Source organism: Halomonas sp. SpR8 (assembly GCF_031010195.1).
In the GTDB taxonomy this organism is placed as follows: Bacteria; Pseudomonadota; Gammaproteobacteria; order Pseudomonadales; family Halomonadaceae; genus Vreelandella.
Genome location: NZ_JAUAMC010000002.1, coordinates 553,289 through 578,275, shown reverse-complemented (window position 1 = coordinate 578,275; position 24,987 = coordinate 553,289). Strand labels below are relative to the sequence as shown.

General features: G+C 54.9%; 25 protein-coding genes. 12 read left to right on the top strand and 13 right to left on the bottom strand.

Annotated elements, in window-relative coordinates; genetic code table 11:
* Positions 1 to 73 precede the first annotated feature (73 nt).
* The 10 genes from QT230_RS05985 to QT230_RS05940 form a co-directional block, all read right to left on the bottom strand.
* Positions 74 to 463, bottom strand: coding sequence for a hypothetical protein (locus QT230_RS05985; RefSeq protein ID WP_308320670.1), 390 nt, complete (start codon positions 461 to 463; stop codon positions 74 to 76).
* A complete protein-coding gene (gene dapE / locus QT230_RS05980; protein ID WP_308320669.1) occupies positions 460 to 1,632 on the bottom strand; it encodes a succinyl-diaminopimelate desuccinylase in 1,173 nt (390 codons plus the stop codon). Before dapE ends, QT230_RS05985 begins: the two co-directional genes overlap by 4 nt.
* Complete coding sequence (gene dapD, locus QT230_RS05975; protein WP_308320668.1) at positions 1,619 to 2,644, bottom strand: 2,3,4,5-tetrahydropyridine-2,6-dicarboxylate N-succinyltransferase; 1,026 nt, start codon at positions 2,642 to 2,644, stop codon at positions 1,619 to 1,621. Before dapD ends, dapE begins: the two co-directional genes overlap by 14 nt.
* 83 nt (positions 2,645 to 2,727) lie before the next feature.
* On the bottom strand, positions 2,728 to 3,072 hold the full coding sequence (locus tag QT230_RS05970; RefSeq protein WP_308320667.1) for a Spx/MgsR family RNA polymerase-binding regulatory protein: 345 nt from the start codon (positions 3,070 to 3,072) through the stop codon (positions 2,728 to 2,730).
* A 30-nt stretch (positions 3,073 to 3,102) separates the two neighbouring features.
* The gene (dapC, locus tag QT230_RS05965) at positions 3,103 to 4,299 is read right to left on the bottom strand and encodes a succinyldiaminopimelate transaminase (protein WP_308320666.1); all 1,197 of its coding nucleotides are present in this window, start codon (positions 4,297 to 4,299) and stop codon (positions 3,103 to 3,105) included.
* A 117-nt stretch (positions 4,300 to 4,416) separates the two neighbouring features.
* Complete coding sequence (locus tag QT230_RS05960; protein WP_308320665.1) at positions 4,417 to 5,436, bottom strand: peptidoglycan-binding domain-containing protein; 1,020 nt, start codon at positions 5,434 to 5,436, stop codon at positions 4,417 to 4,419.
* Between the two features lie 106 nt (positions 5,437 to 5,542).
* Positions 5,543 to 6,058, bottom strand: coding sequence for a pilus assembly protein (locus QT230_RS05955; protein ID WP_308320664.1), 516 nt, complete (start codon positions 6,056 to 6,058; stop codon positions 5,543 to 5,545).
* The gene (locus tag QT230_RS05950) at positions 6,048 to 8,318 is read right to left on the bottom strand and encodes a pilus assembly protein TadG-related protein (protein WP_308320663.1); all 2,271 of its coding nucleotides are present in this window, start codon (positions 8,316 to 8,318) and stop codon (positions 6,048 to 6,050) included. The genes QT230_RS05955 and QT230_RS05950 overlap by 11 nt, the downstream gene beginning before the upstream one ends.
* 69 nt (positions 8,319 to 8,387) lie before the next feature.
* The gene (locus tag QT230_RS05945; protein WP_308320662.1) at positions 8,388 to 8,837 is read right to left on the bottom strand and encodes a TadE/TadG family type IV pilus assembly protein; all 450 of its coding nucleotides are present in this window, start codon (positions 8,835 to 8,837) and stop codon (positions 8,388 to 8,390) included.
* A 50-nt stretch (positions 8,838 to 8,887) separates the two neighbouring features.
* Positions 8,888 to 9,094, bottom strand: coding sequence for a Flp family type IVb pilin (locus QT230_RS05940; protein WP_308320661.1), 207 nt, complete (start codon positions 9,092 to 9,094; stop codon positions 8,888 to 8,890).
* Positions 9,095 to 9,654: 560 nt separating this feature from the next.
* Between QT230_RS05940 and cpaB the strand changes: the two genes are divergently transcribed.
* From cpaB to QT230_RS05900, 8 genes are read left to right on the top strand one after another with little or no spacing between them, the layout of a single operon-like run.
* Positions 9,655 to 10,680 carry a Flp pilus assembly protein CpaB gene (gene cpaB, locus QT230_RS05935; protein ID WP_308320660.1) on the top strand — a complete coding sequence of 342 codons (1,026 nt, stop codon included), beginning with the start codon at positions 9,655 to 9,657 and terminating at the stop codon, positions 10,678 to 10,680.
* A 54-nt stretch (positions 10,681 to 10,734) separates the two neighbouring features.
* The gene (locus QT230_RS05930; RefSeq protein WP_308320659.1) at positions 10,735 to 11,958 is read left to right on the top strand and encodes a type II and III secretion system protein family protein; all 1,224 of its coding nucleotides are present in this window, start codon (positions 10,735 to 10,737) and stop codon (positions 11,956 to 11,958) included.
* Positions 11,959 to 11,966: 8 nt separating this feature from the next.
* A complete protein-coding gene (locus tag QT230_RS05925) occupies positions 11,967 to 13,136 on the top strand; it encodes a hypothetical protein (protein ID WP_308320658.1) in 1,170 nt (389 codons plus the stop codon).
* Between the two features lie 10 nt (positions 13,137 to 13,146).
* Positions 13,147 to 14,394: a CpaF family protein gene (locus QT230_RS05920; protein ID WP_308320657.1), complete on the top strand. Its 1,248-nt coding sequence runs from the start codon at positions 13,147 to 13,149 to the stop codon at positions 14,392 to 14,394.
* Entirely contained in the window at positions 14,391 to 15,275 is an 885-nt protein-coding gene (locus tag QT230_RS05915) for a type II secretion system F family protein (RefSeq protein WP_308320656.1), read from the top strand. The genes QT230_RS05920 and QT230_RS05915 overlap by 4 nt, the downstream gene beginning before the upstream one ends.
* Before the next feature lie 2 nt (positions 15,276 to 15,277).
* Positions 15,278 to 16,165 (top strand): type II secretion system F family protein, encoded by an 888-nt coding sequence (locus tag QT230_RS05910; RefSeq protein ID WP_308320655.1) that lies wholly within the window; start codon positions 15,278 to 15,280, stop codon positions 16,163 to 16,165.
* The gene (locus QT230_RS05905; protein WP_308320654.1) at positions 16,165 to 16,830 is read left to right on the top strand and encodes a tetratricopeptide repeat protein; all 666 of its coding nucleotides are present in this window, start codon (positions 16,165 to 16,167) and stop codon (positions 16,828 to 16,830) included. The genes QT230_RS05910 and QT230_RS05905 overlap by 1 nt, the downstream gene beginning before the upstream one ends.
* A 41-nt stretch (positions 16,831 to 16,871) precedes the next feature.
* Complete coding sequence (locus QT230_RS05900) at positions 16,872 to 17,189, top strand: DUF3613 domain-containing protein (protein WP_308320653.1); 318 nt, start codon at positions 16,872 to 16,874, stop codon at positions 17,187 to 17,189.
* An 89-nt stretch (positions 17,190 to 17,278) separates the two neighbouring features.
* On the opposite strand, the gene QT230_RS05895 is transcribed toward QT230_RS05900, so the two are convergent.
* The 3 genes from QT230_RS05895 to map are packed head-to-tail and all read right to left on the bottom strand — an operon-like array spanning position 17,279 to position 21,238.
* On the bottom strand, positions 17,279 to 17,746 hold the full coding sequence (locus tag QT230_RS05895; protein ID WP_308320652.1) for a prepilin peptidase: 468 nt from the start codon (positions 17,744 to 17,746) through the stop codon (positions 17,279 to 17,281).
* Between the two features lie 25 nt (positions 17,747 to 17,771).
* Positions 17,772 to 20,447 (bottom strand): [protein-PII] uridylyltransferase, encoded by a 2,676-nt coding sequence (locus tag QT230_RS05890; protein WP_308320651.1) that lies wholly within the window; start codon positions 20,445 to 20,447, stop codon positions 17,772 to 17,774.
* Complete coding sequence (gene map, locus QT230_RS05885) at positions 20,447 to 21,238, bottom strand: type I methionyl aminopeptidase (RefSeq protein ID WP_308320650.1); 792 nt, start codon at positions 21,236 to 21,238, stop codon at positions 20,447 to 20,449. Before map ends, QT230_RS05890 begins: the two co-directional genes overlap by 1 nt.
* Positions 21,239 to 21,573: 335 nt before the next feature.
* Between map and rpsB the strand changes: the two genes are divergently transcribed.
* The 4 genes from rpsB to frr all read left to right on the top strand — a co-directional run bounded on the left by rpsB (position 21,574) and on the right by frr (position 24,915).
* Positions 21,574 to 22,323 carry a 30S ribosomal protein S2 gene (gene rpsB, locus QT230_RS05880; RefSeq protein ID WP_308320649.1) on the top strand — a complete coding sequence of 250 codons (750 nt, stop codon included), beginning with the start codon at positions 21,574 to 21,576 and terminating at the stop codon, positions 22,321 to 22,323.
* A gap of 234 nt (positions 22,324 to 22,557) precedes the next feature.
* Positions 22,558 to 23,427: a translation elongation factor Ts gene (gene tsf / locus QT230_RS05875; protein WP_308320648.1), complete on the top strand. Its 870-nt coding sequence runs from the start codon at positions 22,558 to 22,560 to the stop codon at positions 23,425 to 23,427.
* 146 nt (positions 23,428 to 23,573) lie between these two features.
* Positions 23,574 to 24,353 (top strand): UMP kinase, encoded by a 780-nt coding sequence (gene pyrH / locus QT230_RS05870; protein WP_308320647.1) that lies wholly within the window; start codon positions 23,574 to 23,576, stop codon positions 24,351 to 24,353.
* A gap of 4 nt (positions 24,354 to 24,357) precedes the next feature.
* Entirely contained in the window at positions 24,358 to 24,915 is a 558-nt protein-coding gene (frr, locus tag QT230_RS05865; RefSeq protein ID WP_308320646.1) for a ribosome recycling factor, read from the top strand.
* Positions 24,916 to 24,987: the final 72 nt, after the last annotated feature.

The window sequence follows — 24,987 nt, the reverse complement described above, 5'->3', positions numbered from 1 at the left end:
GATAGTTGGTTAGACAGCGACCCCGCCTCGGCGGGGTCGTTTACGTTGGACGAAAGGAAAGCGAGATAGCTTGTTAGCGCCCAGAGTCAGGCCACTCTATAGCGCCTTCCTTGCCGCCGGGCAGCACTTGCCAGAAACGGTCAGGATCATCGCCGGGGTGCCAGCCACCCAGAGAGCAGCGTACTTCGGTTTGCAAGGCTTCAGCGGCCTGCTGAGCACACTCCTGGTCGGTCATCCAAGGGGTATGGCTGCTATCGAACCACAGGCTGGCAAACCCGTCGGCGGCTTTATCCACTAATAGCACCGGTACGCAGTCGCCCTGGTATTGGCCGCGGGTTTGCCACTTTCCCTTGCCTGCCGGGCTTAGCGGCGGCGCTATTAGCGCGCTTTTTAGCCACTCGTTGAGCGCCTCTAGCGAGACGCTGGCTAGGTAGACTTCAATATCGGGGTAACGCTCCATCATAGGTTTACCTCGCCGGAATTGAGCAGCGCCTCTAGCGTCGCTTCATATATCCGGCTTAACTCGTCCAGGTCACTGGCGCGAACGCGCTCATTAACCTTGTGGATGGTGTCGTTGAGCGGGCCAAGCTCGACCACCTGAGCTCCTAGCGTGGCAATAAAGCGACCATCTGAGGTGCCACCGCTGGTGGAGAGCGCCGGGCGTTTGCCGGTCACCGCTTCAACGCCTTTGATAGCGGCATCGACTAGTGCGCCTTCTGCCGTTAAAAACGGCTCACCGTTGAGTGTCCAGTCTACCTGATACTCCAAGCCGTGTTGGTCGAGCAGGGCCTCCGTGCGCGCTTTGAGTTCTTCAGAAGTCACTTCGGTAGAGAAGCGAAAGTTAAACACCACTTCCACATCACCAGGAATCACGTTGGTGGCGCCGGTGCCTGCGCGCAGATTGGAGATCTGAAAGCTGGTGGCGGGGAAAAAATCGTTGCCCGCATCCCAGTGCTCGTTGACGAGCGCATCGAGTGCTGGCATCGCCTGGTGAATCGGGTTGCGCGCTAAATGCGGATAGGCCACATGGCCTTGCACGCCCTTAATGTGCAGGGTGGCTCCCAGCGAGCCACGGCGGCCGTTTTTGATCACGTCGCCCAGGCGTTCGGTAGACGAAGGCTCGCCGACAATGCAGTAATCAAGCCGTTCGTTACGCTCGCGCAGGTGTTCTACCACCGCGCGGGTGCCATCCACCGCGGGGCCCTCTTCATCGGAGGTAATCAGAAAAGCGATACGCCCATCGTGATCGGGGTGGTTAGTCACAAAGCGTTCAACGGCGGTCAGCATTGAGGCTAGACTGCCTTTCATATCCGCCGCGCCGCGTCCGCATAGCATGCCGTTTTCATCAATGCAGGGCTCGAACGGCGGGTACTGCCAGTTGGTAGAGGGGCCGCTGGGCACCACATCGGTATGACCGGCAAAGGCCACCACCGGGCCGTGATGGCCGCGTACCGCCCAAAAGTTTTTCACGTCACCAAACGGCAGCCGCTCAATATGAAAACCGAGCGCCGCTAAGCGCTCGATCATTAGCTCCTGGCAGCCTTCATCGTCCGGCGTTACCGACGCTCGACTGAGCAGATCAAAGGCGAGTTGCAGCGTCGGCGACAGCGCTTCAAGCTCAGTTGTGGGCATGCAGCGCCTCGTTTAGGGCGATAGCACTTTTGTTGGTCAAGCACTCAATGCGACCACTCTGCGAGTTGCGGCGCCATAGCTGGTCGTCTTGCCCGGCCAGTTCGCGAGCGGCAACGGTGTTAACCACCTGGCCCTGATCGTCTATCAGCGCGACTTTGGAGCCCGCCGTGATGTAGAGGCCGGCTTCCACCGTGCAGCGGTCACCCAGCGGTATGCCGATACCCGCGTTGGCGCCGACCAGGCAGCCTTCGCCGACTTTAATGACGATATTGCCGCCGCCGGAGAGCGTGCCCATGGTGGAGCAGCCGCCGCCCAAGTCTGAACCTTTGCCGACCATTACGCCCGCCGAGATGCGGCCTTCAACCATGCCGGGGCCTTCGGCGCCCGCATTGAAGTTGACGAAGCCTTCGTGCATCACGGTCGTGCCTTCGCCCAGGTAAGCGCCCAGGCGAACGCGGGCGGTGTCGGCAATGCGGATACCGGTAGGCACCACGTAGTCGGTCATTTTGGGGAATTTGTCGACACAGTCGACTGACAGCGCGCGGCCTGCCATACGCGCTTTCAGGCGCCGGGTAGGCAGTTCTTCAATATCGATCGCGCCTTCGTTAGTCCAGGCAATATTGCGCAGCAGGCCGAACATACCGGTGAGATCAAGGCCGTGGGGCTTGACCAGTCGGTGCGACAGCAGGTGCAGTTTTAGATACACCTCGGGGGCGGTTTGCGGTGGCTGATCGGTGTCCAGAAACATGGCGACCAGCGGGCGCTGGCTGGCAGACAGCGCTTCAGCAAGCTCGGCCTGGACCGAGTGCCCTGCGGCCTCCAAAGCTTTGGCCAAGCGCGTGCAGTCTTCGGGCAAAAAGCTGATGGCGGCGTTGCCTTGGGGGGCGTCCAGGGCTTGCTGAGCCGCTTCCACTAGGCTGGCAGGTGGATTGAACAGCGGCGCCGGGTAGTAGATTTCCAGCCAGTCGCCCTGGGTGTTTTGGGTGCCGATTCCAAGCGCAAAGCTCAGCATAAGAGAGAGTCCTGTTGTGATGGGAAGTGAGTGTTAGACAGCGAGTGTTAGAAAGTGATTGATAGAAAAAAGAGCCTGATTGCTTAGCCGCTTACCTTGTCGTAATCGCCGTCGCGATAGCCGACCAGGATGGTTGAGTCGTCTACTGCCAGCAGCGGTCGCTTAAGCAGCGTGGGGTGCTTTATCAGTAGCTGACGGGCTGAGTTGGCGTCGTAATCCTTTTCGTCATCGGAGAGCTCGCGCCAGGTTTTGCTGCGTTTGTTAATGACCTCCACCAGCGGCACGCGATGTAAAATATGCTCCAACAGTGCGGCGGAGAGGCCATCTTTGCGCAGGTCGTAGGTTTTATACAGCAGCGCTTTTTCATCCAGCGCCTTGCGCGCTTTGCGGCAGGTATCGCAGTTATCGATGATATACAGCGTCAGCATATGGCCTCCCTGAAAGGTTAAATCTCGCGGTTAGCCGCGCTCTATAAGATGACGAATGCGCTGGGCGGCTTCCAGTGTGGGTGCCAGCTCAGCCACCAGTGCCAAGCGCAAACGGCCAGCGCCGGGGTTAACGCCGTTTGCACCCGTGCGGCCCATTAGGCTGCCGGGCAGTACGCTAACGTGCTGCTCGGCAAACAGTCGCTGGGTGAAGGCGATATCGTCGCCACCGGGTACCGCAGGCCATAGGTAAAAGCTAGCTTGCGGCGCGGGAAAATCCATTACCGGGGCAAGTACATCGGTCACCGCGCTAAATTTTTCGCGGTAGGCGTCGCGATTGGCGCGCACGTGCTGCTCATCCTGCCAGGCGGCGATGGAGGCGTGCTGCAGCGGTAACGACATGGCGCAGCCGTGGTAGGTACGGTAGCGCTTAAACGGCGTGAGCAGCGCCGCATCGCCCGCGACAAAGCCGGAGCGTAGCCCTGGCAAATTAGAGCGCTTGGAGAGCGAGTGAAATACCACGCAGCGGCGATAATCATCGCGGCCCAACTCGGCGCAGGCTTGCAGCAGCCCCGGCGGTGGTGCGGCTTCGTCGAGGTAGAGCTCCGAGTAGCACTCATCTGACGCGATGATAAAGTCGTGTTCGTCGGCCAGTGCGATTAGCTGCTTGAACTCATCAAGGGGCGTGACCGCGCCGGTAGGGTTGCCCGGCGAGCAGATAAACACGATTTGTACGTCTCGCCACGTCGCGGCGGGCACAGCGCTAAAATCTGGGCGAAAATTATTCTCAGCGGTGCAGTCTAAATAGAGTGGCTCGCCGCCTGCCAAAAGCGTCGCACCTTCGTAAATTTGATAAAACGGATTGGGCACCGCGACTTTCGCTGGGCGGGTGCGATTCAGTGCCGCCTGCACAAAGGCAAAAATAGCCTCTCGGGTCCCGTTCACTGGAACGACATGCTGCTCGCTGTCGAGTTCGCGCAACTGAAAGCGGTTAGTTGCCCAATGGGTAATGGCTTGGCGCAGCGCAGGCAAGCCATTGGTCGCCGGGTAGCGGGCCATTTCCAACTGGTGCGCCACCAGCGCTTCAAGCGCCGCAGGGTAGGGCGCGTGCTGGGGTTCGCCGATGGTTAGCGCAATAGGCGAGAGCCCGGCTGGCGGGGTCAACTCTGCTTTGAGCGCGGCCAGCTTTTCAAACGGGTAGGGATGCAGGGCGTCGAGGTCGGCGTTCATGATGGGTCCGTTGATGGCGGGCGCTTATAAAATGTTGGCCGCTGATTATAAGCAAGCCCCAGTGTCTGCTCAAATTCACTGGGGCTTGCCTGTGTACAAAGCAGGTCGCGAGTCGTACTAAGGGGCGGGAATGGCCAAGCTTTCGAGACTCTCAAAGGTAAGGCCCGACTGTACTAGGCCGCGCTGGTTCTGAAACTCACGCAGTGCATCAAACGTACGTGGCCCCAGTCGTCCGTCAATGGGGCCAACGTTAAAGCCATACTGACGCAGCGCGTTTTGAATCTCTTCCACCAGCGTCGGGGTAATTTCGTTGTCGCACAGTACTTGGCGCATCTCCAACTGCGGTTCACCCTGGTAATCAATACGCTCCATCAGGCGTGTTTTGCGTGGAACAATTGATTGAGACGTGCGGGCGGGAGACGCAACCTCCTGGGTAGGTACGACTTCCTCGCTGGCCTCGTTCCATACTTCGATGACACGCGCTGGCTTATCAATCACTTGCCGAGTCACCGTGGTGTATTCAGCCGGATCGACAACGACACGGGTGGTTTCAGGTTTGACCATTACCTGAACGGAGACACGCTCTTCACGGGCTGGATGCTCCTGCATGCAGAAGCTCATGCTAGATGAGTTGCCGCCTGCCTGGCATGACTCCAGAGAGCGACGCTCCTCCTCTACCACCACCGTGCGTTGCTGCTCCTCAAACTCGGCGGGCACGACTTCAAAGCGTTCAACCGGTGGGCGCGTCATGACGCGCTCTTCAACGGTGCGGTAGGTGGGCGGCTCTATCCGGTATTCGAGGGTGCCTTCACGGGTTTCTACGCGCTTAAAGCCCTGCTCGATTTCAGCTGGGGTAACATTAATTGTTGCCTGCTGGTCTTTAACCTGAATTTCGACCGTTTCCATTTGAGGGCGTGGATTAACGGCTCCCACGGCCCAGCACTGGCCAGGTTGAATTTGCGATAATGCGTCATCTAATGAAGAGGCGAAGGCCGGAGTCGTTAGGCTTGCAACGCCGATGCCTGCCACCAGCCACGGAAGCGGTCGCCGTAGCAGCCGCTGCGCGGCACAACGTAAGGTAAGTCGCTTGAAGGGGAAGTGGCGAGGCTCAAGCGATGCAGCTGGAGTTGCAGTCATAGCAGTCATTATCCGTTTCTTTCAATCGAATGCCCGTAGGTGCGCAAATGGTTGCCACCATACCATGCTCAGCACTTATGACAGGAGTGTAACGCAACATATTGCCTTATAGGGTGGTGATGGTATAGCCCCTGACCCATGACTTCCCAGTGTCTCCATCGACATAGGGAGGAAAGCGAAGTTCTCCTAAGGCTAATTGTGGCACGATAGGGGCGTTCGTTTGAATGCAGACGTTCACCTGGTAGCGTGGGGTGGTATTAGGTAGTGGGTTTGGTTCTGGTCGCCAGTAGCCATAAACAGTGTCAGGTAAAGTGCTCCATCCATCGGTTCCGTCAAGATCTGCACAGCCATCCCGCCAATCTTCAGGAATCCAGCTTGCTGAAATTACGCTGTTGACCTGGCTACTAACCAACGCAAATGTTTCAGGCCGTTCGGCATCAAATGGAGTAGGGTCAACCTGCACCGCGGCACGCGCCGCTTCAACGGAGTAGTGCTGAAAGGCCAGCCGCGCGACGGCGGGAAGGCCAAACGCAATCGCTCCGTACACCAAGGCAAAGAACAACATAAAAATAGCGGCAAACTCAATGGCCACCGCGCCGCGCTGTTTTGGCTTACTGTACAAGGGTGGGGACTCCGCAGCTGATAGATTCGACCCGTACGTCAGTGCGGCCAAGCTCTAGACCTAGCGAATCAGCTAGCAATGTAGTTACTAAGTTGCCAACGGCGTTTAAAATAGGTTTAACGATATTTAGCAGTGGGCGAAGAAGTAGGCATAAAACGCCTGAGCAGTTAACGGTGTCTGTTGCAGGGTTTGTAACGCTATTCCCATCTTGGGGGTTGCCTATAGGTAAGCCTCCTGGATTCTTCAGAAGAAGACGTGTCAGGTTATGTTCCATACACTGATTCCGAGTGAGCCCTAGAAGATGAGAATTACATGCTCTGTATTCGCCCAAGGTAGAAATGCCTAATAAGTCAAGTATCCCTAATAAAGCTGCTGGGGGTGACATATAGGCTCTAAAAGCTTCTGAAAAATTGCCATGATTCCATTGGTTTTGAGGACAGATAGTTAAACCAATACCTAAAATTCCACATGATTTAGGTATGGAGTTTGGAATATACCAATTGCCAAGAGCAGCCAAAGGCTCTTTGTCAGGCTCAGAAGAGCCATTGCTTATGAAGCTGATAACACGGTCAACGTTATAACGCCCATCGCTATCAGCTGAGCTTTCAAGATACTGTTTGGCAAGGTCTTCTGCTAAATCTTGAGATTGAGGCGCTTCTGAAGCCAAATTTCCTCCATGATCCCGTTGCGGCGGACGGAACAAGCCGCCAAGTAAGTCCAGCAGGCTTTCCACTAAGTTGTTGACAGTGTTGCCAAGCTGCAGTGAGCTGGGTTGAGTCGAGCGTGTTTCATCGACTTCCATACCGGTCAGTGTTTCTTGATGGGTAATGCCGGGGATAATGGATTTGCCGGATAGCACAGGGGCGCCAAGCAGTTTAATAAGCTCGGTTTCTTGAACATAGGCCGAGCAGCTATCGGTGCCCGACCAAAGGTCGTCTTCATCAATATCACCAACGCAGGCATTCAGTATCGAAGAGGTAACTTCAATGTCTGCTGTTGGTGTGTCCGTTTGGCATTGTAAACCGGTGAGTTCCCCTTTGGCGCTCGACACGTCAAGGGTCAGCGGCAGGTGCACGCGTGTGCCGAGTAAGCTGGTCAAGAAGCCAAGAACGGGTATGTTGTCAGTATCGATATCCAGATGAAGGCGAACCTGCCCAGTATAGGCGGTGACACCCACAGGGCCTACCGCCAGCGCTGGCGGCTCGGTTATGCTTGCCGACACGTCAATACCTAGCAAGTTGAGGCTTTCAAGATTTACAGCATGCTGGCTGGTGCCGGTTAATAACGCCACGGATAACAGTTCGCCTAGATTGATATCGCCCTCTAAAGCCGCGCGGGTACTATTAAGGCTTCCTAGCGCAAGTTGGATCAGGCCCTCGCCGTCGCTGCCCAATAGTTTTAAATCGGCGCTTTCAAGAATAGTGTTGCTCAGAATTTCGGTCTCCAGTGCGGAAAGCGAAGCGCTGAGTGCGTTATCACCTAATAATGCCGCGCTGGCGTTAATAAGCTCATCGATGCCGAGCAGGCCTATCTGTGTGTCGACCAAATCAATAAGGCCTGAAGGGGAAAGTAGCGCAAGCTCATCGATGCCTACGTCAATGCCCAGTTCTCTTAGTAGACCTGCTGGCGTAACGCTAGCATTGGCAATGCCGTTAGCATCTAAAACGGTAAGGAGCGACACATCCAGCCCCACGCCTTCCAGCAGTTGGCCTAATAGCTTGTCGCTGTTTAAACGTAAAAGCTGGCTGCCAACGGTAAAGGCGGCTATGGCATCGCTACGCTGAGCTGAGGCGTTGGCGGAAAGAGAAATAGTGCCGCTAAACGCGTCGCTAAAGAGTGCGCCACCGCGAAGTAACAAGCTGGCAGGTGTTTCTTGTGCAGCAATCACTTGTACACCCGCGCCATTACTGGCGTTAGGGGTTACTTGGCGCATGCCATCCTGGCTGGCAAGGGTGACACACTGCGTAGTTAGCGTTGTTTCCTCACCAGGCGTAAATCCATGCAGTGCGGCAGACTCCAACGCAAATTGCTGTGCAAGGGCAAACTCGCCAGCGCAATAGCCTTTGGGCAAGCGCGCACTCGCGTCTAACGCCGCCATATCGGCAATTTTTTGCAGGTTGCGTTGTTCGAGGTAGAGGCGGCCGGTATCGACCACCAGGGCCAACACGGTGAGTAGCATCACTAACAGAAAAGCAGTCAGAATACTGATAACCCCTTGCTGCCGGGCGGGGCCGATGGGGCCATAAGGGATGGGGGGCATTCTGGCTCACCTTTCTAATCGCTAATGACGGCCGCTATATTCAATACACGTATTCACACCAGGAGTGCTTTAGGGAGTAGCGGCCACTTCGCGGGTATGTAATGTCGCACTGCCCACAATTTGCTCGGGCAGTTTGGGAAACTCAATGTCCATCAATTTGATCGGCGGCAAAATGCTGTTCGGTGCTGGGTGACGCAAGCAAACATTCCAGACGCCATTTGAGGGATCGATTGTTAAAAACTGCACGCTTCCATCGCAAGGCTGCGCCCAGGCACTCGGCATCCACGCCGCGTCAATCTGAGCCGTTACATAAGCCTGTGTTTCCGCATCACTTGCTTGGCGGTTGTGCTTCCACACCAGTCCTTCCCGTAGCGAGTCTGACGCCAGCTGCTGATAACTAGCACTCATTAAAAGCGGCATCGTATAGCCTACGATGCCGTAAAAGAGCGCCAGCAGTATCACGAAGCTAAAGGCAAATTCAATGCTGATAGCGCCTTTTTGTAATTTCGGCGCTTGCATTGCCTGAGCGTGGTTGTCAGTAAATTTGAATGTAGGATTAATGTTTATTCTTATGGTGCGTTTACTCCATCGATGCCTTGTAAGCTCGTGGTTATTGATGTGAAGACTTCTCCAATATTGGTGCCGAGCGTACCGGCAATTACTATGAAGCCAATAGCAACCAATCCCGCAATAATCGCATACTCGATAGCCGATGCGCCTTTAGTATCACGGTGAAGGTTTGCGACATAAGTATATAAGAAAGTAATCAGTTTCATGGTGGTATCCCCTGCGAGCGATTCGGTTAAGCACTAAGCTTGCTAACCACTCTTGATGATGCGCATGTTGAAGTGGCTAACACGGTCAAGTTTAAATTTAATACTAAAACCTGACTTTGCCTAGCGTTAATTAAGTTTTTTTTGTAAGCACGGTTGGCGTTTGTAATACATTGAATTTATTATTCTAATAATGATGCGTTATCTCTGGCAAGGCTCAGTGGAACGCAAAGAAAGGGTTTTGGGAGTGGCTTAATATTATTAGCAAGATGGTTTATTTAGGTAACCATTCGTTTCTAAGTGTAGTTTATTGGTATTTTAGGGTAAATTTTTGGCATTGAATCGATTTTTTAATAGTTCTGATTACTTTTTATTAGCCGACCGTTGAGTCAGCGCTTAGTAATGGTTTCTTGTGTATGAGCATGAGTTTGTTTATAAGTGGTTGGTAATAATATTAATAAAATCAGATGTTATCGTAGTAGGTAAATCAACTGGCCTGATAAAGCTAAATGGTACGTTGAACGCGGTTTTAATGGGCATTGCGGGCGCTGGGGGCGGGGATTTTGAACAGTCGAGTGTTAATGGGGTTTGCCGCGATATTGGTCGTTGCTGCCGTGGTGGTGGGGTATTTGGGGATATCCTTGGGGCGCAATGATCCTGCGCCAGTGGTCGAGGAGTCGGCACCTGAGAGTGATGGGGAGCAAGGGTTGGTCAGTGCATTGCCTGACCTGCTGGTCGAAGAGCCGCAGGAGCCACGCTTGGACGTCGTTGTGCTGGCGCAAAGCCTACCGGCCTATCACACCCTCCGCGCAGAAGACCTGCAGGTGGAGCAGCTACGCTTAAAGCCGCCGGGCAGCTTTGACAGCATCGAAACGCTGGTAGGTCGTATGGTTTGGCGTGACGTGCCTGCGGGCAGTGTACTCAACGAAAGCCACTTTATGAGCGGCGGCCCCGTGGCGCGGATGATTCGTCCTGGCGAGCGCGCGCTGGCGATCCAGTTCGATCAACTGATGGGCGCCGGCGGCCATCTTTCTCCGGGAGATTACGTTGACGTACTGCTGTTTCTGCAGGAGAACGAGCTCAACACGGACCGCACGGTGCAAGTGGCTGTACCAGCACTGCGCGTATTAAGCGTGGGCGACGAGCTGGGCTTGGCGACCTCGGGTGAGCCGATCACCCCCCCCGCACTTATCAGTGCCGAAGAGGAAAACAGCCAACAAACGGCGGGGAGAAATCAGCCGCGCCCTGAAACCGCCGTGCTGGCGATTCCCGAAGCGCTGCTCACACGTTTTGCCTTAGCTGCCGAGGTGGGCAGTTTGCGCTTAGCCGTTAGAGCCGCCGAAGAGAGACGCTTAAGTGACTTCTATCGCCGCGGGTCAGAGGCCACCGAAGAGCTTAATCAGCAGCTGTTTCAGTTTGAGAAATTTGCCTTAAGCCAAGCTGAGCGTCCGCAACCTGGTCTGGTGGAGGCCTCGGCTCGCCCACAGCCTCAGGCTTCTGCTTCTGCGTCACCGCAGCAGGCCCAAAATGCCGGGCCGCCGCCGATTACGGTGATACGCGGTGCTGCCAGCAGCTTAGAAACGCCGTAGAGTCATTATTAAAGCTGTTATTAAAAAACTATATTTGGGCAGGGGAACAAGGGGATGAAACTGATAACGCGAACGCTAGCAAGTGTATTGCTCGGCAGCGGAGTATTGCTCGCAGGAGGTATGTGGGCGCCGCACGTCGCTGCACAGCAGGCGTGTAGCGAACTCAACCGACTGCCCCGTGCGCTGGAGTTGGCGCCGGGGATTCATCGCGAGGTACCGCTGCCGGTCAAGATCGAGCGTTTGGCGGTTGGTAACCCTGATGTGGCCAACGTTCAGCTAATTTCTGACCGGGCTTTTTTGATCTCTACGGCCCGAGGCGGCGCTACCAATGTCACGGTGTGGACAACCTGCTCTGATCAGCCCCGTGAAATTACTTTAATGGTGACCGGGCAGGCCAGCCAAGCGTTAAGCCAGCAAGCGGCCCCTAGTGCGCCCAACGTTCCGCCTCAGGTGCAAACCGATATTCGCTTTATTGAAGTTAACCGCTCCCGCCTGCGTGATATTGGGGTGTCGCTGTTCGGTCGCTCTAGCAACAATGTGTTTGCCTCTCCCGGCGTAGTCGGTAACTTAACCTCGGGGTTTGAGATGCCGCTGGCCAACAACGAGTTTAACTTGGTGGTGGGCGGTGGCAGCCGTCGTGTGATGGCCGCGCTGAGTGCGCTGGAAACCAGTGGCTTTGCCTATACGTTGGCGCGGCCGAGCTTGGTGGCCCTGAGCGGGCAGAGTGCGAGTTTTTTAGCGGGCGGAGAATTCCCCATCCCGGTGCCAAGTTCGGGCAGCGATAGTGTCTCTATTGAGTACAAAGAGTTCGGCGTGCGTTTAACGTTAACGCCCACCGTGGTGGATGGCCAGCGCATCATACTGAAAGTGGCGCCAGAGGTGAGCGAGCTGGACTTTGTCAACGGTATCACCATTGAAGGCACGACCGTGCCCTCGCTGTCAGTGCGCCGTTCGGATACCAGCGTTTCATTGGCGAGTGGGGAGAGCTTCATTATTAGCGGCCTTATCAGCACGAATAGCAGCGCTCAGGTCAATCAACTGCCAGGACTGGGCAGCCTGCCGATCATTGGGGCTTTTTTCCGCAATAACCAAACGCGCACCGAAGAGCGCGAACTGTTGATGATAGTAACGCCGCATTTGGTGCAGCCCATCGCGGCGGATGCAGAGTTGCCACCGTTGCCGGGTGAGGAGTTGCGTCGCTATGACCCCAGCGTGCATGAGCTGCTGTTGTTTGAGGATGGCTCGTTTAATCGTCGCAATTCTGGGCTGTCTAGGTAGGGGATGGCATGCAAACATTTTTAGTGAGTGGCTGTACTGACATGGAGGTCAGCTGGCTAGAGTCGACGCTCGGGGATAACGGGCGCCTGGTGCCGGTCAGTAACAAGCTAGAGGCGATTATCGGCCTGGCTGACCAGATGTCGGTGGGCATCGTATTTATATGCGTTACTCAGGAAAACCGTCATGACTCGCTGGCGGTGATTGAGGGGTTGGACGAGTCGCGACCTTTGGTAGCGACCGTTGCGATTGGTGAGAGCGCAGAAAGCGAGCTGGTGCTCGGCGCAATGCGGGCGGGCGCGAAAGATTACCTTTCGGTTGGGCAGCGCGGCAGTGAAGTACAGAGTTTGATTCGCCGTTTGGGTCGCAAGCAGCCGTTAATAAGCGGTGCAGAAAATGGTCAGCGTGCCCGAATGGTGGCGTTTTACGGCACGGATGTGGCCTCAGATACGACACTCATTGCTAGCCATGTGGCGTTGTCGTTGGCCAATCAACAGTCGCAGGTGCTCTACATGGACATGGCGCCAGGGCTAGGCGAGGTCGACGCGATTCTTAGCCTGAAGTGCGCGTTTGGCGTTGAAGACGCCATGCGCTCTGCCCAGCGCATTGATAGCTCTGTTATCTCCAGTGCCTTTGCTAAGCATGAAAGCGGATTGTCGGTACTGCCTTTAGTAAAGGATGACCGCTATCCGGAAGGCTATAGTTATGCTGAGGCCATACTGCTATTGGGCGTGCTGCGTCAGCACTTTTCTTGGGTGATTGTGAACGCCTGCGGCCAAGCGGACAGTGGCTTTGTGCGTGCATTGGTGAGTTCCGCGGATCAAGTGCTGTGGTGCCTGAATCAGAGTGTGCCCAGCAGCCGGCGCAATTTGCACTGTTTGCAGCGTTGGCGAAGCGAAGGCGTCACCTTGAACAATGTTGGGCTGTTAGTCGACCGGTGTGTTGCTCGGCTTTCTCCTGAGCCAAAGGTGCTTGCCAGCACCTTTGGGGTGCCGCTGGTGGCGGCGTTGCCGGTGCAGTATGAGCAGCGTTTGAATAGCTTAAACCAGGGTGTGCCGCTGTTTAAGCTATCGCCAAAAGATGAGTTAACACGCGCACTGCAGCAATTAGCCAAAGACGTAATGCCTAAGGCGTCGGCAGTAGGCAAACGTGAAGGGTTTATAAAACGCTTATTGCGCTAGAGGAGGCTGTATGGAGAGGCATGGCCTACCGCAGCTCGGGCATCTTAAGGAGCGTTTGCACCGATACCTGATTGATCAATTGGGTGATGAGACCACGAACTTAATCGAGGGCAGTCGCCCTGAGTTAAAGCGATTTATTGCCTCGCATATTCAAGCCTTCACCCGGCAGCATCAGCTCGCTATTTCGGGTTATGAAATTGATCGCTTAACGGAGGAGATGCTTGATGAGCTTACCGGGTTTGGCCCACTGGAAGTACTGTTAAGCGACCCGACGGTAACGGAAATATTGGTTAACGGCAGCTCTCGTATCTTTGTTGAACGACGCGGCGTGTTGTCGCTGAGCGATTTGCACTTTGTGGATGACCAACATTTGCAGCGCGTTATACAGCGCATTATTGCGCCGTTAGGGCGCCGCTTGGATGAATCCTCTCCAATGGTTGATGCCCGCTTGCCTGACGGCAGCCGGGTGAACGCGGTTATCCCGCCTATCGCGCTAGACGGTGCCAGTTTGTCGGTACGTAAGTTCAGAAAAGATATGCTTAAAAGCCAGGAGTTGATCGATGCTGGCTCTTTAAATACTGACATCTTGGCCTTTTTGGAACATGCGGTCGGGCAGCGCTGCAATATTATTATTAGTGGGGGGACGGGCACCGGTAAGACGACGATGCTCAATTTGCTAAGCAGTATGATCGATTATCGCGAGCGGCTGGTGACCATTGAGGATACGGCCGAGCTGCAGCTAAAACATGGTCATGTGGTTCGTTTGGAAACACGCCCGCCCAACGCGGATGGTCATGGTGAAATAACGGCCCGCAATCTTGTCCGCAATGCGCTTAGGATGCGCCCTGATCGCATTATCTTAGGCGAAACCCGGGGCGCTGAGGTATTGGATGTGCTCTCGGCTATGAACACCGGCCATGAGGGCTCGATGACGTCGATTCATGCCAACAGTGCCATGGACTCGCTACTGCGGATGGAAACGTTGGTGGGGCTCTCGGGGGTGCAAGTGCCAGAAAAAACCATGCGTCAATCTATCTCGTCAGCGCTTGAAGTGATTATTCAGCTCGTGCGATTACCCAGCGGGCTTCGCTGCATTAGTGAGGTGATTGAGCTGGGTGAAATGAGCCAAGGCGAATACCGCACGAATGTTTTGTTCCGTTATAACCGCCTACGCGGTGAATTTGTGCAAGAGAGCTTTCACGCTCTCAATGAGAAGCTCGAGGGCGCATTGGGAGCTGCAAGAGGCGTTGAGCCATGAGTCATCTATCTATCTTATTACTGGGGGTTAGCGCGGTGCTGCTGTTGGCCTCGGCATTGATGATGCTGGCGAGCAAACGACAAGCCGTGGGTGAACGCATTTACCAAAGGCTAAGCAGTGATGGCGGCTTTTTGGAGCCAAAGCAGAAAAAAAAGAGCGGTTTTTCCTTATGGCTGATGCAAGCCGGTATTCAGCTTCCAGGCTGGCTGACAGCACTGCTGGTGGCGTTAGTGCTATTGATTGCGCTGCTGTTCATACGGGTGAGCTGGTTTATGCCTGTGTTGATCGTTGGAGGGGTGGCGCTGGTGGTGTACCTGATCGGCCAGTGGCGTGCCCATAAGCGGGTAGAACGAATGATCTCGCAAATGCCGGGTTTTCTAGACCATATGGTGCGCAGCATTAAATCAGGGAGAACAATGGGCGATGCGATGCTGCTGGCGATGAAACGCTGCTCTGATCCGCTCCACCAGGCAATGGCGCCAGTGCGTCGTGATATCGAGCTTGGCGTGCCGATGGTTGAGGCTTTCAATGAGTTTGCCTCCCTCTATAAGCGCGAAGAGTTTCATATATTGGCCCTGGGGGTGCGCATTAACCAGCGCTACGGCGGTAACTCGGCGGATATGTTGAAAAGCCTGATTATGATGATTCGTGATCGTGAGCGGGCAAGCCGCCAGCTAAGCGCCATGACCGGGGAGACGCGCATTAGTGCGATTGTGCTGGCAGGCCTGCCGTTGGCGTTGGGCGGCTATATCTTGCTGAGTAATCCGGATTTTTTAATTGGCATGTGGGTGACGTCAGCCGGCAAAATAATGCTGCTACTGTCGTTGGCGCTGCAGCTCATGGGCTGCTTTATATTGTGGCGTATGTTGAAGAGTATCTAATTATGTTGCTGCTTATATTGAGTGCGTTTTTTTTGTTGGCGGCGGCGTGTGTCATCGCTTACGCCTTTTTAAGGCACAGACGCGATGCTTCAATCATTGCGCAACGCATTGCGTTGCCAGATGGCACCGGTATGGCGGCAACAAAAAACCGATCGCTGTTTGTGGGTCTAGGCGACTTGGATGGCAAACTGGACGCGGAAGTGCCACGGCTGCTTGATCAACTGGGGTGGCGTAGCACCGAACAGCGGGCGCGCTATTACGCACTGCAAATAGGCGTGCCTATAGCCGCCGGGTTGAGCGCCGCGGGTATTACGGCATTTTTAACCGGTAACGGCCCCTCTTTGTTGGCTATTTTTGCCTCTGCTGGGGTTGGGTTTTTACTGCCTAAACGCTGGTTAAAAGGTGCCGTTGCCAAGCGCCGTGAAAAAATATCTGAAGAAGTTTCAGCCATGCTGCCGTTGCTGCGTATGCTGTTTGAAGTGGGTATGACGGTCGAGCAGTCACTGCGTGCGTTGTCCCAAGAGGGGCAGAAAATTCTGCCAGAGCTGTCGATCGAGTTTAAACGTGTGCTGGTGCGTGTGGATGCAGGCCTGGACTTGGCCAGCGAGTTGACTAGCATGGCGGAGCGTCTGGACATCGACCAGTTGAACGATTGTGTGGTTATCCTGGAGCAATTAATTCGCCAAGGGGGGGGAGCCGTGGCCTCACTGGTATCGCTCAAAGAGTTGTTTGATGATCGCCGAATGACGAGTCTGCAAGAGAAAGTGTCGAAGCTGTCAGCCAAAATGTCTGGCACTATGGTGGCCTTTCTTTTTCCTGCCCTGCTTATTATCTTAGCGGGACCAGGTTTTGTTGCTATTTTTGGGGCGTTGTCAGGAATGAATCAATAATGAATTATACCCTCAGTGTGATTGCGTTAGGCGTAAGTCTTGTACTATCCGGGTGTGCCTCCTCAGGCACCTCTGCTCGTCAGGGAAATCAGTGCGGCCCGCTGGAGCAGGAGCAACAGTTAGCCATTCAACTGGCCAGTGATATGGCTGACCAGGGGCGACTGCATGCATCGCTTGCTCACTTAGAGCAGCTTTCGGAGGACATGCCAGAAGTCCGCTTACGTAAAGCGATGATTTTACGGAAGCTAGAAGACCCTCAAGCGACGGCGCTTTACGAATCGCTGCTGAATAGCTGCGTGGCGGCAGAGGCCTACCATGGGCTTGGCCAAATTGCGGCGATCAAAGGCGATTACGAGAATGCGCTGACGCATATGCAGACGGCGGCTAACCTTTATCCTTCCAGCTTTACGATTCGCAATGATTTGGGATTTGTTTATTTGCAGCGTCGTGAACTTGAAAAGGCGCGTTTTGAGTTTATGACCGCGCTGGAGCTTAGCCAAGACGACACGCTGCCGCTAGAAAACCTGCTAACTCTGCTGATGTACGAAGATAAATGGCAGGAATCGAGCGCTTTGTTGAGAGAGGGGCGTGCTACGGCGCAGGACTATCAGCGAGCGGAAGAGCGCGCACGGCAGCTGCAGTTGGAAGATCTGCAGCGCCGTTAGTCGTTAGCCCTTAAATGGCGGTTTAAATGGAGTATAGGCTGATGATGTATCGCTGGGTACTGTTGTGTGCGGCTGGAGGATTGGTGGCCAGTCTGCTAGTTGGCTGCGCGCAGCCAAGGGCTATTAGCCACTCTGCCGACTCGGAAGATAGTCGGCCGAATAGAATGCTTGCCAAGGGAAACACCGAGACGGATGAATGGCTGCAGATTCAGCGAGAGGGTAGTCAAGCCTCATCTACGCCGCAGCGGCTCTCTGATCAGGAGCGTGAGTTGGCTAACCAGCGTTGGCTAGACAGTTTTACTCACCCTATTCCTGATTTTTATGAGCGTGACGCGGGTGGTGGCTTTAGCGAGGACTAGGGTTTTCAAGAAGGGTTTTCAAGAAGGTTTTTTAAGAAGAGCTTTTAAAAAGAGCTTTTAAAAAGAGTTTTCAAGAGGGATTGGCACCTTTAATACAATTTGCCAACGATTTGAAGCGTTGCAAGCGCCAGAAAAACAAAAGGCCCATAAGCGAAGTGATTTTGCTGGTTAGCCAAGCCTGGCGCATAGCGTTGAAGTAGGCCCAGTGTGCTTGCGGGTAACAGCGCCATTAATACAGTCCAAGCCACCAGTAGCAGCGCGGCTATGGCAATGACCAGCAGGGTGGCCATGCCGCCGAGCGTAAGGCCTATCCCGGCCATCAGCTTGACGTCCCCGCCGCCTAAAATGCCCAGCATATGGCCTGGTATGGTGAGAGCCAGTGCGCAGGCAAGGCCTGTCAGCGCATAAAGCGGCGATACGCCCGCCAAACTCTCTGCATTGATCAGTAGCCAAGCCACCGTTAAAAGCAGAAAAGGATAGGTTAAGCGATTGCCTATGCGCCGACAGCGCAGATCACAGTAAGCAATCACTAGCGTCCAAAATAGCAGTATCAGCACGGCGCACTGCCTCTGTTAGGCGTTGTCAAACGCCGAGTACCTCTATCAAGCGTTCGCGCAGTCGCTGCTGGCGCTCGGGGTCGGTCAGCGGTTCGCCTGCTTTGGTAGTGATGAAAAAGACGTCTTCTACCCGCTCACCGAGGGTGGCAATTTTTGCTGCGGAGAGGGAGATATCCTGCTCCATAAAGATACGCCCCACTCGGGCCAGCAGGCCGGGTCGGTCGGGTGCCGTGAGTTCCAGCAGAGTGCGCTCATTGGCCGGGTCCTGCTCAATCAGTACTTCGGTGGAGACCTTGAAGTGTTTGAGTTGGCGCGGCGTGTGGCGGGTGACGATATTGGGGTAGTCGTCTGGGTCGTCAAGTTCTTCGACCAGGTGTTGCCGCATCTCTTCAATATGCGCGGGGTCGCGAATTGGCTGACCGTGGCTGTCGAGAACGATAAAGGTATTCAGCGTCCAGTCGTTGTGGGAAGTAGCGATGCGCGCATCGTGGATTGAGAGCCCCAACTGCTCCATGGCAGCGGCGGTGGCGGCGAACAGGTCATCCACAGAGCGGGTGTGGATAAATACCTTGGTGCCGCCTTCGGCCATATCGGCAGTGGGGGCGCTGATCAAGACCAGCGGTAGCGGCGACTGGTTGTGATTCAATATGCCCTGAGTTTGCCAAACGATTTCGCTGGGGGCGTACTGCAGGAAGTAATCCTCCCCGAGAGATTCCCAAAGATGATCAATCTGCTCACGGTTGACGCCGATCGTTTGCAGCAGCGAGCGCGCTTCGGTGCGTGTTTCGCGTACCCAGTCGTCGCGGTCGGGCGGATTATTTAGGCCGCGGCGCAGGGCGCGCTTGGTTTCAGCGTAAAGTTGACGCAGCAACGACGCCCGCCAGCCGTTCCATAGCGTTGGGTTAGTGGCGTTGATATCGGCAACGGTGAGGACGTACAGGTAATCCAGCCGGGTTTCGTTACGCACGATCAAGGCGAAATCGCGAATCACGTCGGGGTCGCTAATGTCGCGTTTTTGCGCGGTCATCGACATCAACAGATGGTGCTCAACCAGCCAACTGAGCAGATTGGTGTCGTGTGCCGAAATATGGTGTCGCTGACAAAAGTGTTCAACGTCTCGAGCGCCGATTTCCGAATGATCGCCGCCGCGCCCCTTGCCGATATCGTGAAATAGGCCTGCTATCCACAGCAGATCCAGCTTGGGCAGTTGCTGGATTAGCATCGCTGCCACCGGAAAGTCGTCTTTGGCCTCCGGCTTGCGAAAGCCGTGCAGAAATTTTAGCAGCCGCAGAGTGTGGGCATCGACCGTGTAAATATGGAACAGGTCGTGCTGCATGAGGCCTACGGCGCGGCCGAATTCGGGAAGATATTTGCCCAGAATGCCGTAGCGGTTCATGCGGCGCAGTTGGCGCGGTACGTTGCCGGGAGCGCGCATAATGGCCATAAACAGGCGCTGGTGGCGCGGGTCTTCCCGGTAGTGGTCATCGATCTGATGGCGATGGTCGCGAATCAGCCGGATGGTGTCAGCGCGAACCCCTTCAATTTCGGGGTGCTTGGCCATGAGGAGAAAGAGTTCGAGCATGGCCGCTGGCCGCTCGCGAAACAGATTGCGCGAGCGTACTTGGATATAGCCGCCCTTGGTCTCGAAGCGCTCGTTGAGCTTGACGGTTTCCAGCGCCTCTTTGCCACGCAGGATCACTTCGTCGAAATGCTGTAGCAGCATATCGTTAAGGCCCGCCAGCGCAGTGACATGGCGGTAGTAGCGCTTCATAAACTGTTCAACCGCCAGGCGTTCGGGCGTATCGCGAAAACCAAACATCTCGGCGATGGTACGTTGGTGGTCGAACAGCAGGCGGTCTTCGGCGCGATCGGTAAGCATATGCAGGGCATAACGCACTTGCCACAAAAACGCCTGACCCTGGCTTAAAATGCGCAGCTCGGCGTCGTTCATAAAGCCGTTGGCGACAATGTCAGTGTACTGCTCGGTACCGAAGTGGCGCTTGGCCACCCAGCCGATCATCTGGATATCGCGCAGCCCACCGGGGGAGCTTTTAAGATTGGGCTCTAAGTGATACTCGGAGTTGTTGTAGCGGTAGTGGCGGGAGATCTGCTCCTGCCACTTGGCTTCAAAAAAGCGGTCGGCGGGCCAAATGTGCTCGGCGCTGAGGCGTTCGCGCATTGCTTCGCGCAGGCTTTCGTGGCCGGCGATCAGGCGTGATTCGAGCAGGTTGGTAATGACGGTGACATCCGCTTCGGCTTCACGCTCGCAGTCGTTGAGCGAGCGCACGCTATGGCCAATCTCCAGGCCAATATCCCATAAAAAGGTGATAAAAGCGGTGAGTGGTTCGCGGTAGGTGGTGTCGTCGTCCTGCTCTAACAGTAGCAGCAGGTCGATATCCGAGTGGGGGTGTAGCTCGCCACGGCCATAGCCACCCACGGCTACCAGGGCAATGCCATCATCGGGCCATGCGTGCTGTTCCCAAGCAATCGCCAGCAGTTGATCCAGATACCAGGCGCGGCCACGTACAAGGTCGCGAATATCTGCTCCGGCGCGAAACTGTTCGTCCAAACGTGCCTGTAACTCGCGCAGGGCGGCTTTGAAGGGCGCGACCGGGGAACGCGAACCGGAAAGCTCGGCACGGAAAGTGTCCAGGTCGTAAAGCGTAGTGTCCGGCTCAAACCGGTGGTGGTGAAGAAGCATCAGTTGGACAGAAAGCTGAAGTCTTCATCGCCGCGTGCGGTCAGCACTTCGACACCGCCCTCGGTGACCAGCAGCGTATGCTCCCATTGGGCCGAAAGGCTGCGGTCTTTGGTGACGGCGGTCCAGCCGTCGCGCAGTACCTTGGTTTTATAGCCGCCGACGTTAATCATCGGTTCGATGGTAAAGCACATGCCCGCGGCGAGTTTGATATCCGCATCCGGCGCGTAGCCGTCGTAGTGCAGAAACTGCGGCTCTTCATGAAACTCGGCGCCGATGCCGTGACCGCAGAAGTCGCGTACCACAGAGTAGCCGTGCGCTTCGGCGTGTTTTTGTATCACCCTAGCCAGTTCGGAAAGGCGCACGCCGGGTTTGACCAGCTCAATGCTTTTATACAAGCACTCCTGGGTGATACGGCACAGTCGTTCGCCCTGGATCGTCTCGCCCACCACGAACATCACGCTGGAGTCGCCGTGGTAACCGTCGGTGGTTTTAACGGTGATATCCAGATTCATGATATCGCCTTTTTTAAGCTTCTTGGCGTCGTCGGGTATGCCGTGGCACACCACATGGTTAAGCGAGGTGCAGGTCGCTTTGGGAAAACCATGGTAGTTCAGCGGCGCAGGGGTCGAGCCCAGTTCGTTAACAATATACTCGTGACAGAGACGGTCGATTTCCCCCGTGCTAATACCCGCCTGGATATGCGGGGTGATCATTTCAATGACGCTAGCCGCTTGGCGCCCGGCTTCGCGCATGAGTTCGATTTCAGAAGGCGTCTTGATAGGAACGTTCATGAATGCTCGATATGGGTTCTGAATGGAAAATAGAATGGCGCAATTTAAGACCGTCAAACGGGGTGCGACTTCATCTTGGCAATGATCTATGGTATAAAGCCGCGCGCTTTCCTGCAATCGTGATTCCAAGCTTCTTTACCGGCTGGGAAGGACGCAGTAGGGCAGGGCGATGAATCTGTAGTGTGCCACTAAGGGGCGCACCACTTAACTACTAAGCCTTAAAAACACACATGCACCGACACATGGTCCCGGGTGCCGCTGGCAACGTTTTACGTCGTCAATGGTCGGATCCATGGGGTGCGTGGAGGCCTAACCCGAGTTTTAGGAGTTCTATCATGTCTCACGTTAATATGCGTGACCTGCTTAAAGCAGGCGCTCACTTCGGCCACCAGACCAAGTACTGGAACCCGAAAATGAGCAAGTTTATCTTCGGCGCGCGCAACAAGATTCACATCATCAACCTTGAGCACACCCTTCCGGCGCTGAACGAAGCGATCGATGTGGTCGAGAAGATGGCGGCATCCAACAACAAAATTTTGTTTGTTGGCACCAAGCGCAGCGCAAGCAAGGTAATTAAAGAAGAAGCTAATCGTAGCGGTCAGCCGTTCGTCAACCATCGCTGGTTGGGCGGCATGTTGACTAACTTCAAGACCATTCGCCAGTCCATTAAGCGCCTGCGTGAACTTGAAGCAATGCGCGAAGACGGTACGTTCGAGAAGCTGACCAAGAAAGAAGTCCTGATGGCTACTCGTGAGCAGGACAAACTCGAGCGCTCTATCGGCGGTATTAAGGACATGGGCGGCCTTCCTGACGCACTGTTCGTCATCGACGTTGACCACGAGCGCATCGCGATCAACGAAGCCAACAAGCTTGGCATCCCGGTTATCGGCGTGGTGGATACTAACTCCAACCCCGATGGCGTTGATTACGTGATCCCTGGCAACGATGACTCTATCCGCGCTATCCAGATTTACGTTAAAGCGATTGCGGATGCGTGTGGTCGTGCCAAAGCCGGCAACGCTGAAGAGTTTGTTGAAGTGACTGAAGAAGCCGCTGCAACCGAAGACAACACTGCCGCTGAGTAATGGCAGCAGTGGATGCGGCGGGCAAGTGTACGCCGTATCAAGATTAAAGAAGGGGGCTATGCCCCCTTTTTCCCGCTACAGGCGAAGCGTCTGGGCGGATCGAATTTGCCGGAAGCGTGATACCGGCCACGTAATGCAGAGAGATAAGGCAGTGTGATACATGATGGTCATTTATCATGCCTATACTCTGTGTTGCGTTTAACTCTCATAGCATCATTTCAGAGGTGAATTCTCATGGCAGCTATCAGCGCCTCTCAGGTCAAGGAACTTCGCGAACGTACCGGTCTGGGCATGATGGAGTGTAAAAAAGCACTCACTGAAACCGGTGGCGACATCGAAGTAGCAATTGAAAACCTACGCAAAAGCTCAGGCCTTAAAGCGGCGAAGAAAGCTGATCGTATCGCCGCGGAAGGTGTTGTTGTTACCCGTGTTGCAGAAGACGGCAGCTACGGCGTGATGGTTGAAATCAACTCCGAGACTGACTTTGTTGCTCGTGATGACAACTTCATCGCGTTTGCCGACAAAATCGCTGAGGCTTTCTTCGTTGCGAAAAGCGAAGACGTCGCTGCGGTAATGAGCGGTGAACTGGAAACCGCTCGCGAGCAGTTGGTTCAGAAAATCGGTGAGAACATTGGCGTGCGTCGTGCCGTCGTTGTTAACGCGGCTGACGGTGGTCTTGTGGGCGCATACGTTCACGGTGGCCGCATTGGCGTGTTGACCGTGCTGACCGGTGGCTCATCGGAAGTTGCGAAAGATGTGGCCATGCACGTGGCGGCGATCAATCCCTCCGTTGCCCATCCGGAAAACATGCCTCAGGCAGAGCTGGACGCTGAAAAAGCGATTATCCTGGCGCAGCCCGATATGGCCGGTAAGCCAGAGCAGATCGCTGAGAAAATGGTTCAAGGTCGCTTGAAAAAGTACCTGGCAGAAAACAGCCTGACCGAGCAGCCGTTTGTGAAAGACCCGAACCAGACCGTGGCTGAGTTTGTTAAAGCAGCGGGTGGCGAAGTGGTTGGCTTTACGCGCTTTGAAGTTGGCGAAGGTATCGAGAAAGAAGAAGTCGACTTTGCTAAAGAAGTTATGGAACAGGCTGGCCGTCGCTGAGGTCAGAGGTTTCAGAAAGAAGATGGCGTGCGCGCGAGCGCACGCCTTCGCGTATCCGGCCCTTGTAACTGGTTTTGTACGGCAGGTTATGTACAAAGAGGGCTGCCCCGCCTGCCTGTTCTCAGGCCCGCCTCAGGAGAGTTGCCATGTCAGACGATGTTCAAGAGCCTACCCCTCACGCAGTACCCAGCAAGAGCAAAGCCGTGGGCACAAAGTCAAAATATAAACGTATTTTGCTCAAGCTCTCTGGCGAAGCGTTAATGGGTGAGCATGATTTCGGTATTGACCCTAAGGTACTTGATCGCATGGCGCTGGAGATTGGTCAACTGGTCGGTATCGGGGTGCAGGTAGGTATCGTGATTGGCGGTGGTAACTTGTTCCGCGGCGCGGCGCTCAACGAAGCAGGCATGGATCGGGTGACCGGTGACCATATGGGGATGCTGGCCACGGTGATGAATGCGCTGGCGATGCGCGACGCTTTAGAGCGCTCCAACATCCGTTCACGCGTTATGTCGGCTATTCCGATGAGTGGCGTCGTAGAGCACTATGATCGACGTACCGCGATTCGCTACCTAACCTCTGGAGATGTAGTGCTGTTCTCTGCGGGAACGGGTAACCCCTTCTTTACCACCGATTCCGCCGCCTGCTTGCGCGGTATCGAAGTGGACGCCGATGTGGTTATCAAGGCGACCAAGGTGGATGGTGTCTACAATAAAGACCCGGTAAAACACCCTGATGCTGTGAAATATGACCAGCTCTCTTACGATGACGCCCTGGATCAAAAGTTGGGTGTGATGGATTTGACCGCTATCTGCCTGGTACGTGACCATAATATGCCGGTGCGGGTATTTGATATGAATAAGCCTGGTGCCCTACTGAATATGGTAGTAGGGGGCAAGGAAGGCACGCTGATATACAGAGGGTAATGACGTGATCAACGATATTAAGAAAGATGCCGATTCGCGCATGGAAAAAAGCGTTGAGGCGCTGCATAGCAACTTCAATAAAATTCGTACCGGTCGTGCTCACCCGAGCATTTTAGACGCTGTTACCGTGGAGTATTACGGCAGCCAGGTGCCGCTTAGCCAAGTGGCATCGGTCAACGTTGAAGACGCCCGCACGCTGACGATTGCGCCGTGGGAACAGGGCATGGTGCAGAAAATCGAGAAGGCCATCATGACTTCTGATCTTGGTTTGAACCCGGCCAGTGCAGGCAACGTCATCCGTGTGCCTATGCCGATGCTCACCGAAGAGACTCGCAAAGGTTACATCAAGCAGGCGCGTAGCGAAGCTGAAAATGCCCGCGTTGCGGTGCGTAACGTACGCCGCGATGCTAATGGTGATTTCAAGTCGTTATTGAAAGATAAAGAGATCACCGAAGACGATCAGCGTGAAGGCGAAGATGCGATCCAGAAACTGACCGACAAGTATATTGCTGAGATCGATAAAGCGCTGGCTGCGAAAGAGCAAGACCTGATGCAGGTTTAAACCTGTGATTTATGCAGCTGCGGGCAGCTTAGGCTGCCCGTTTTGCAACCCTCTGGCTGGTTTTTTATGATT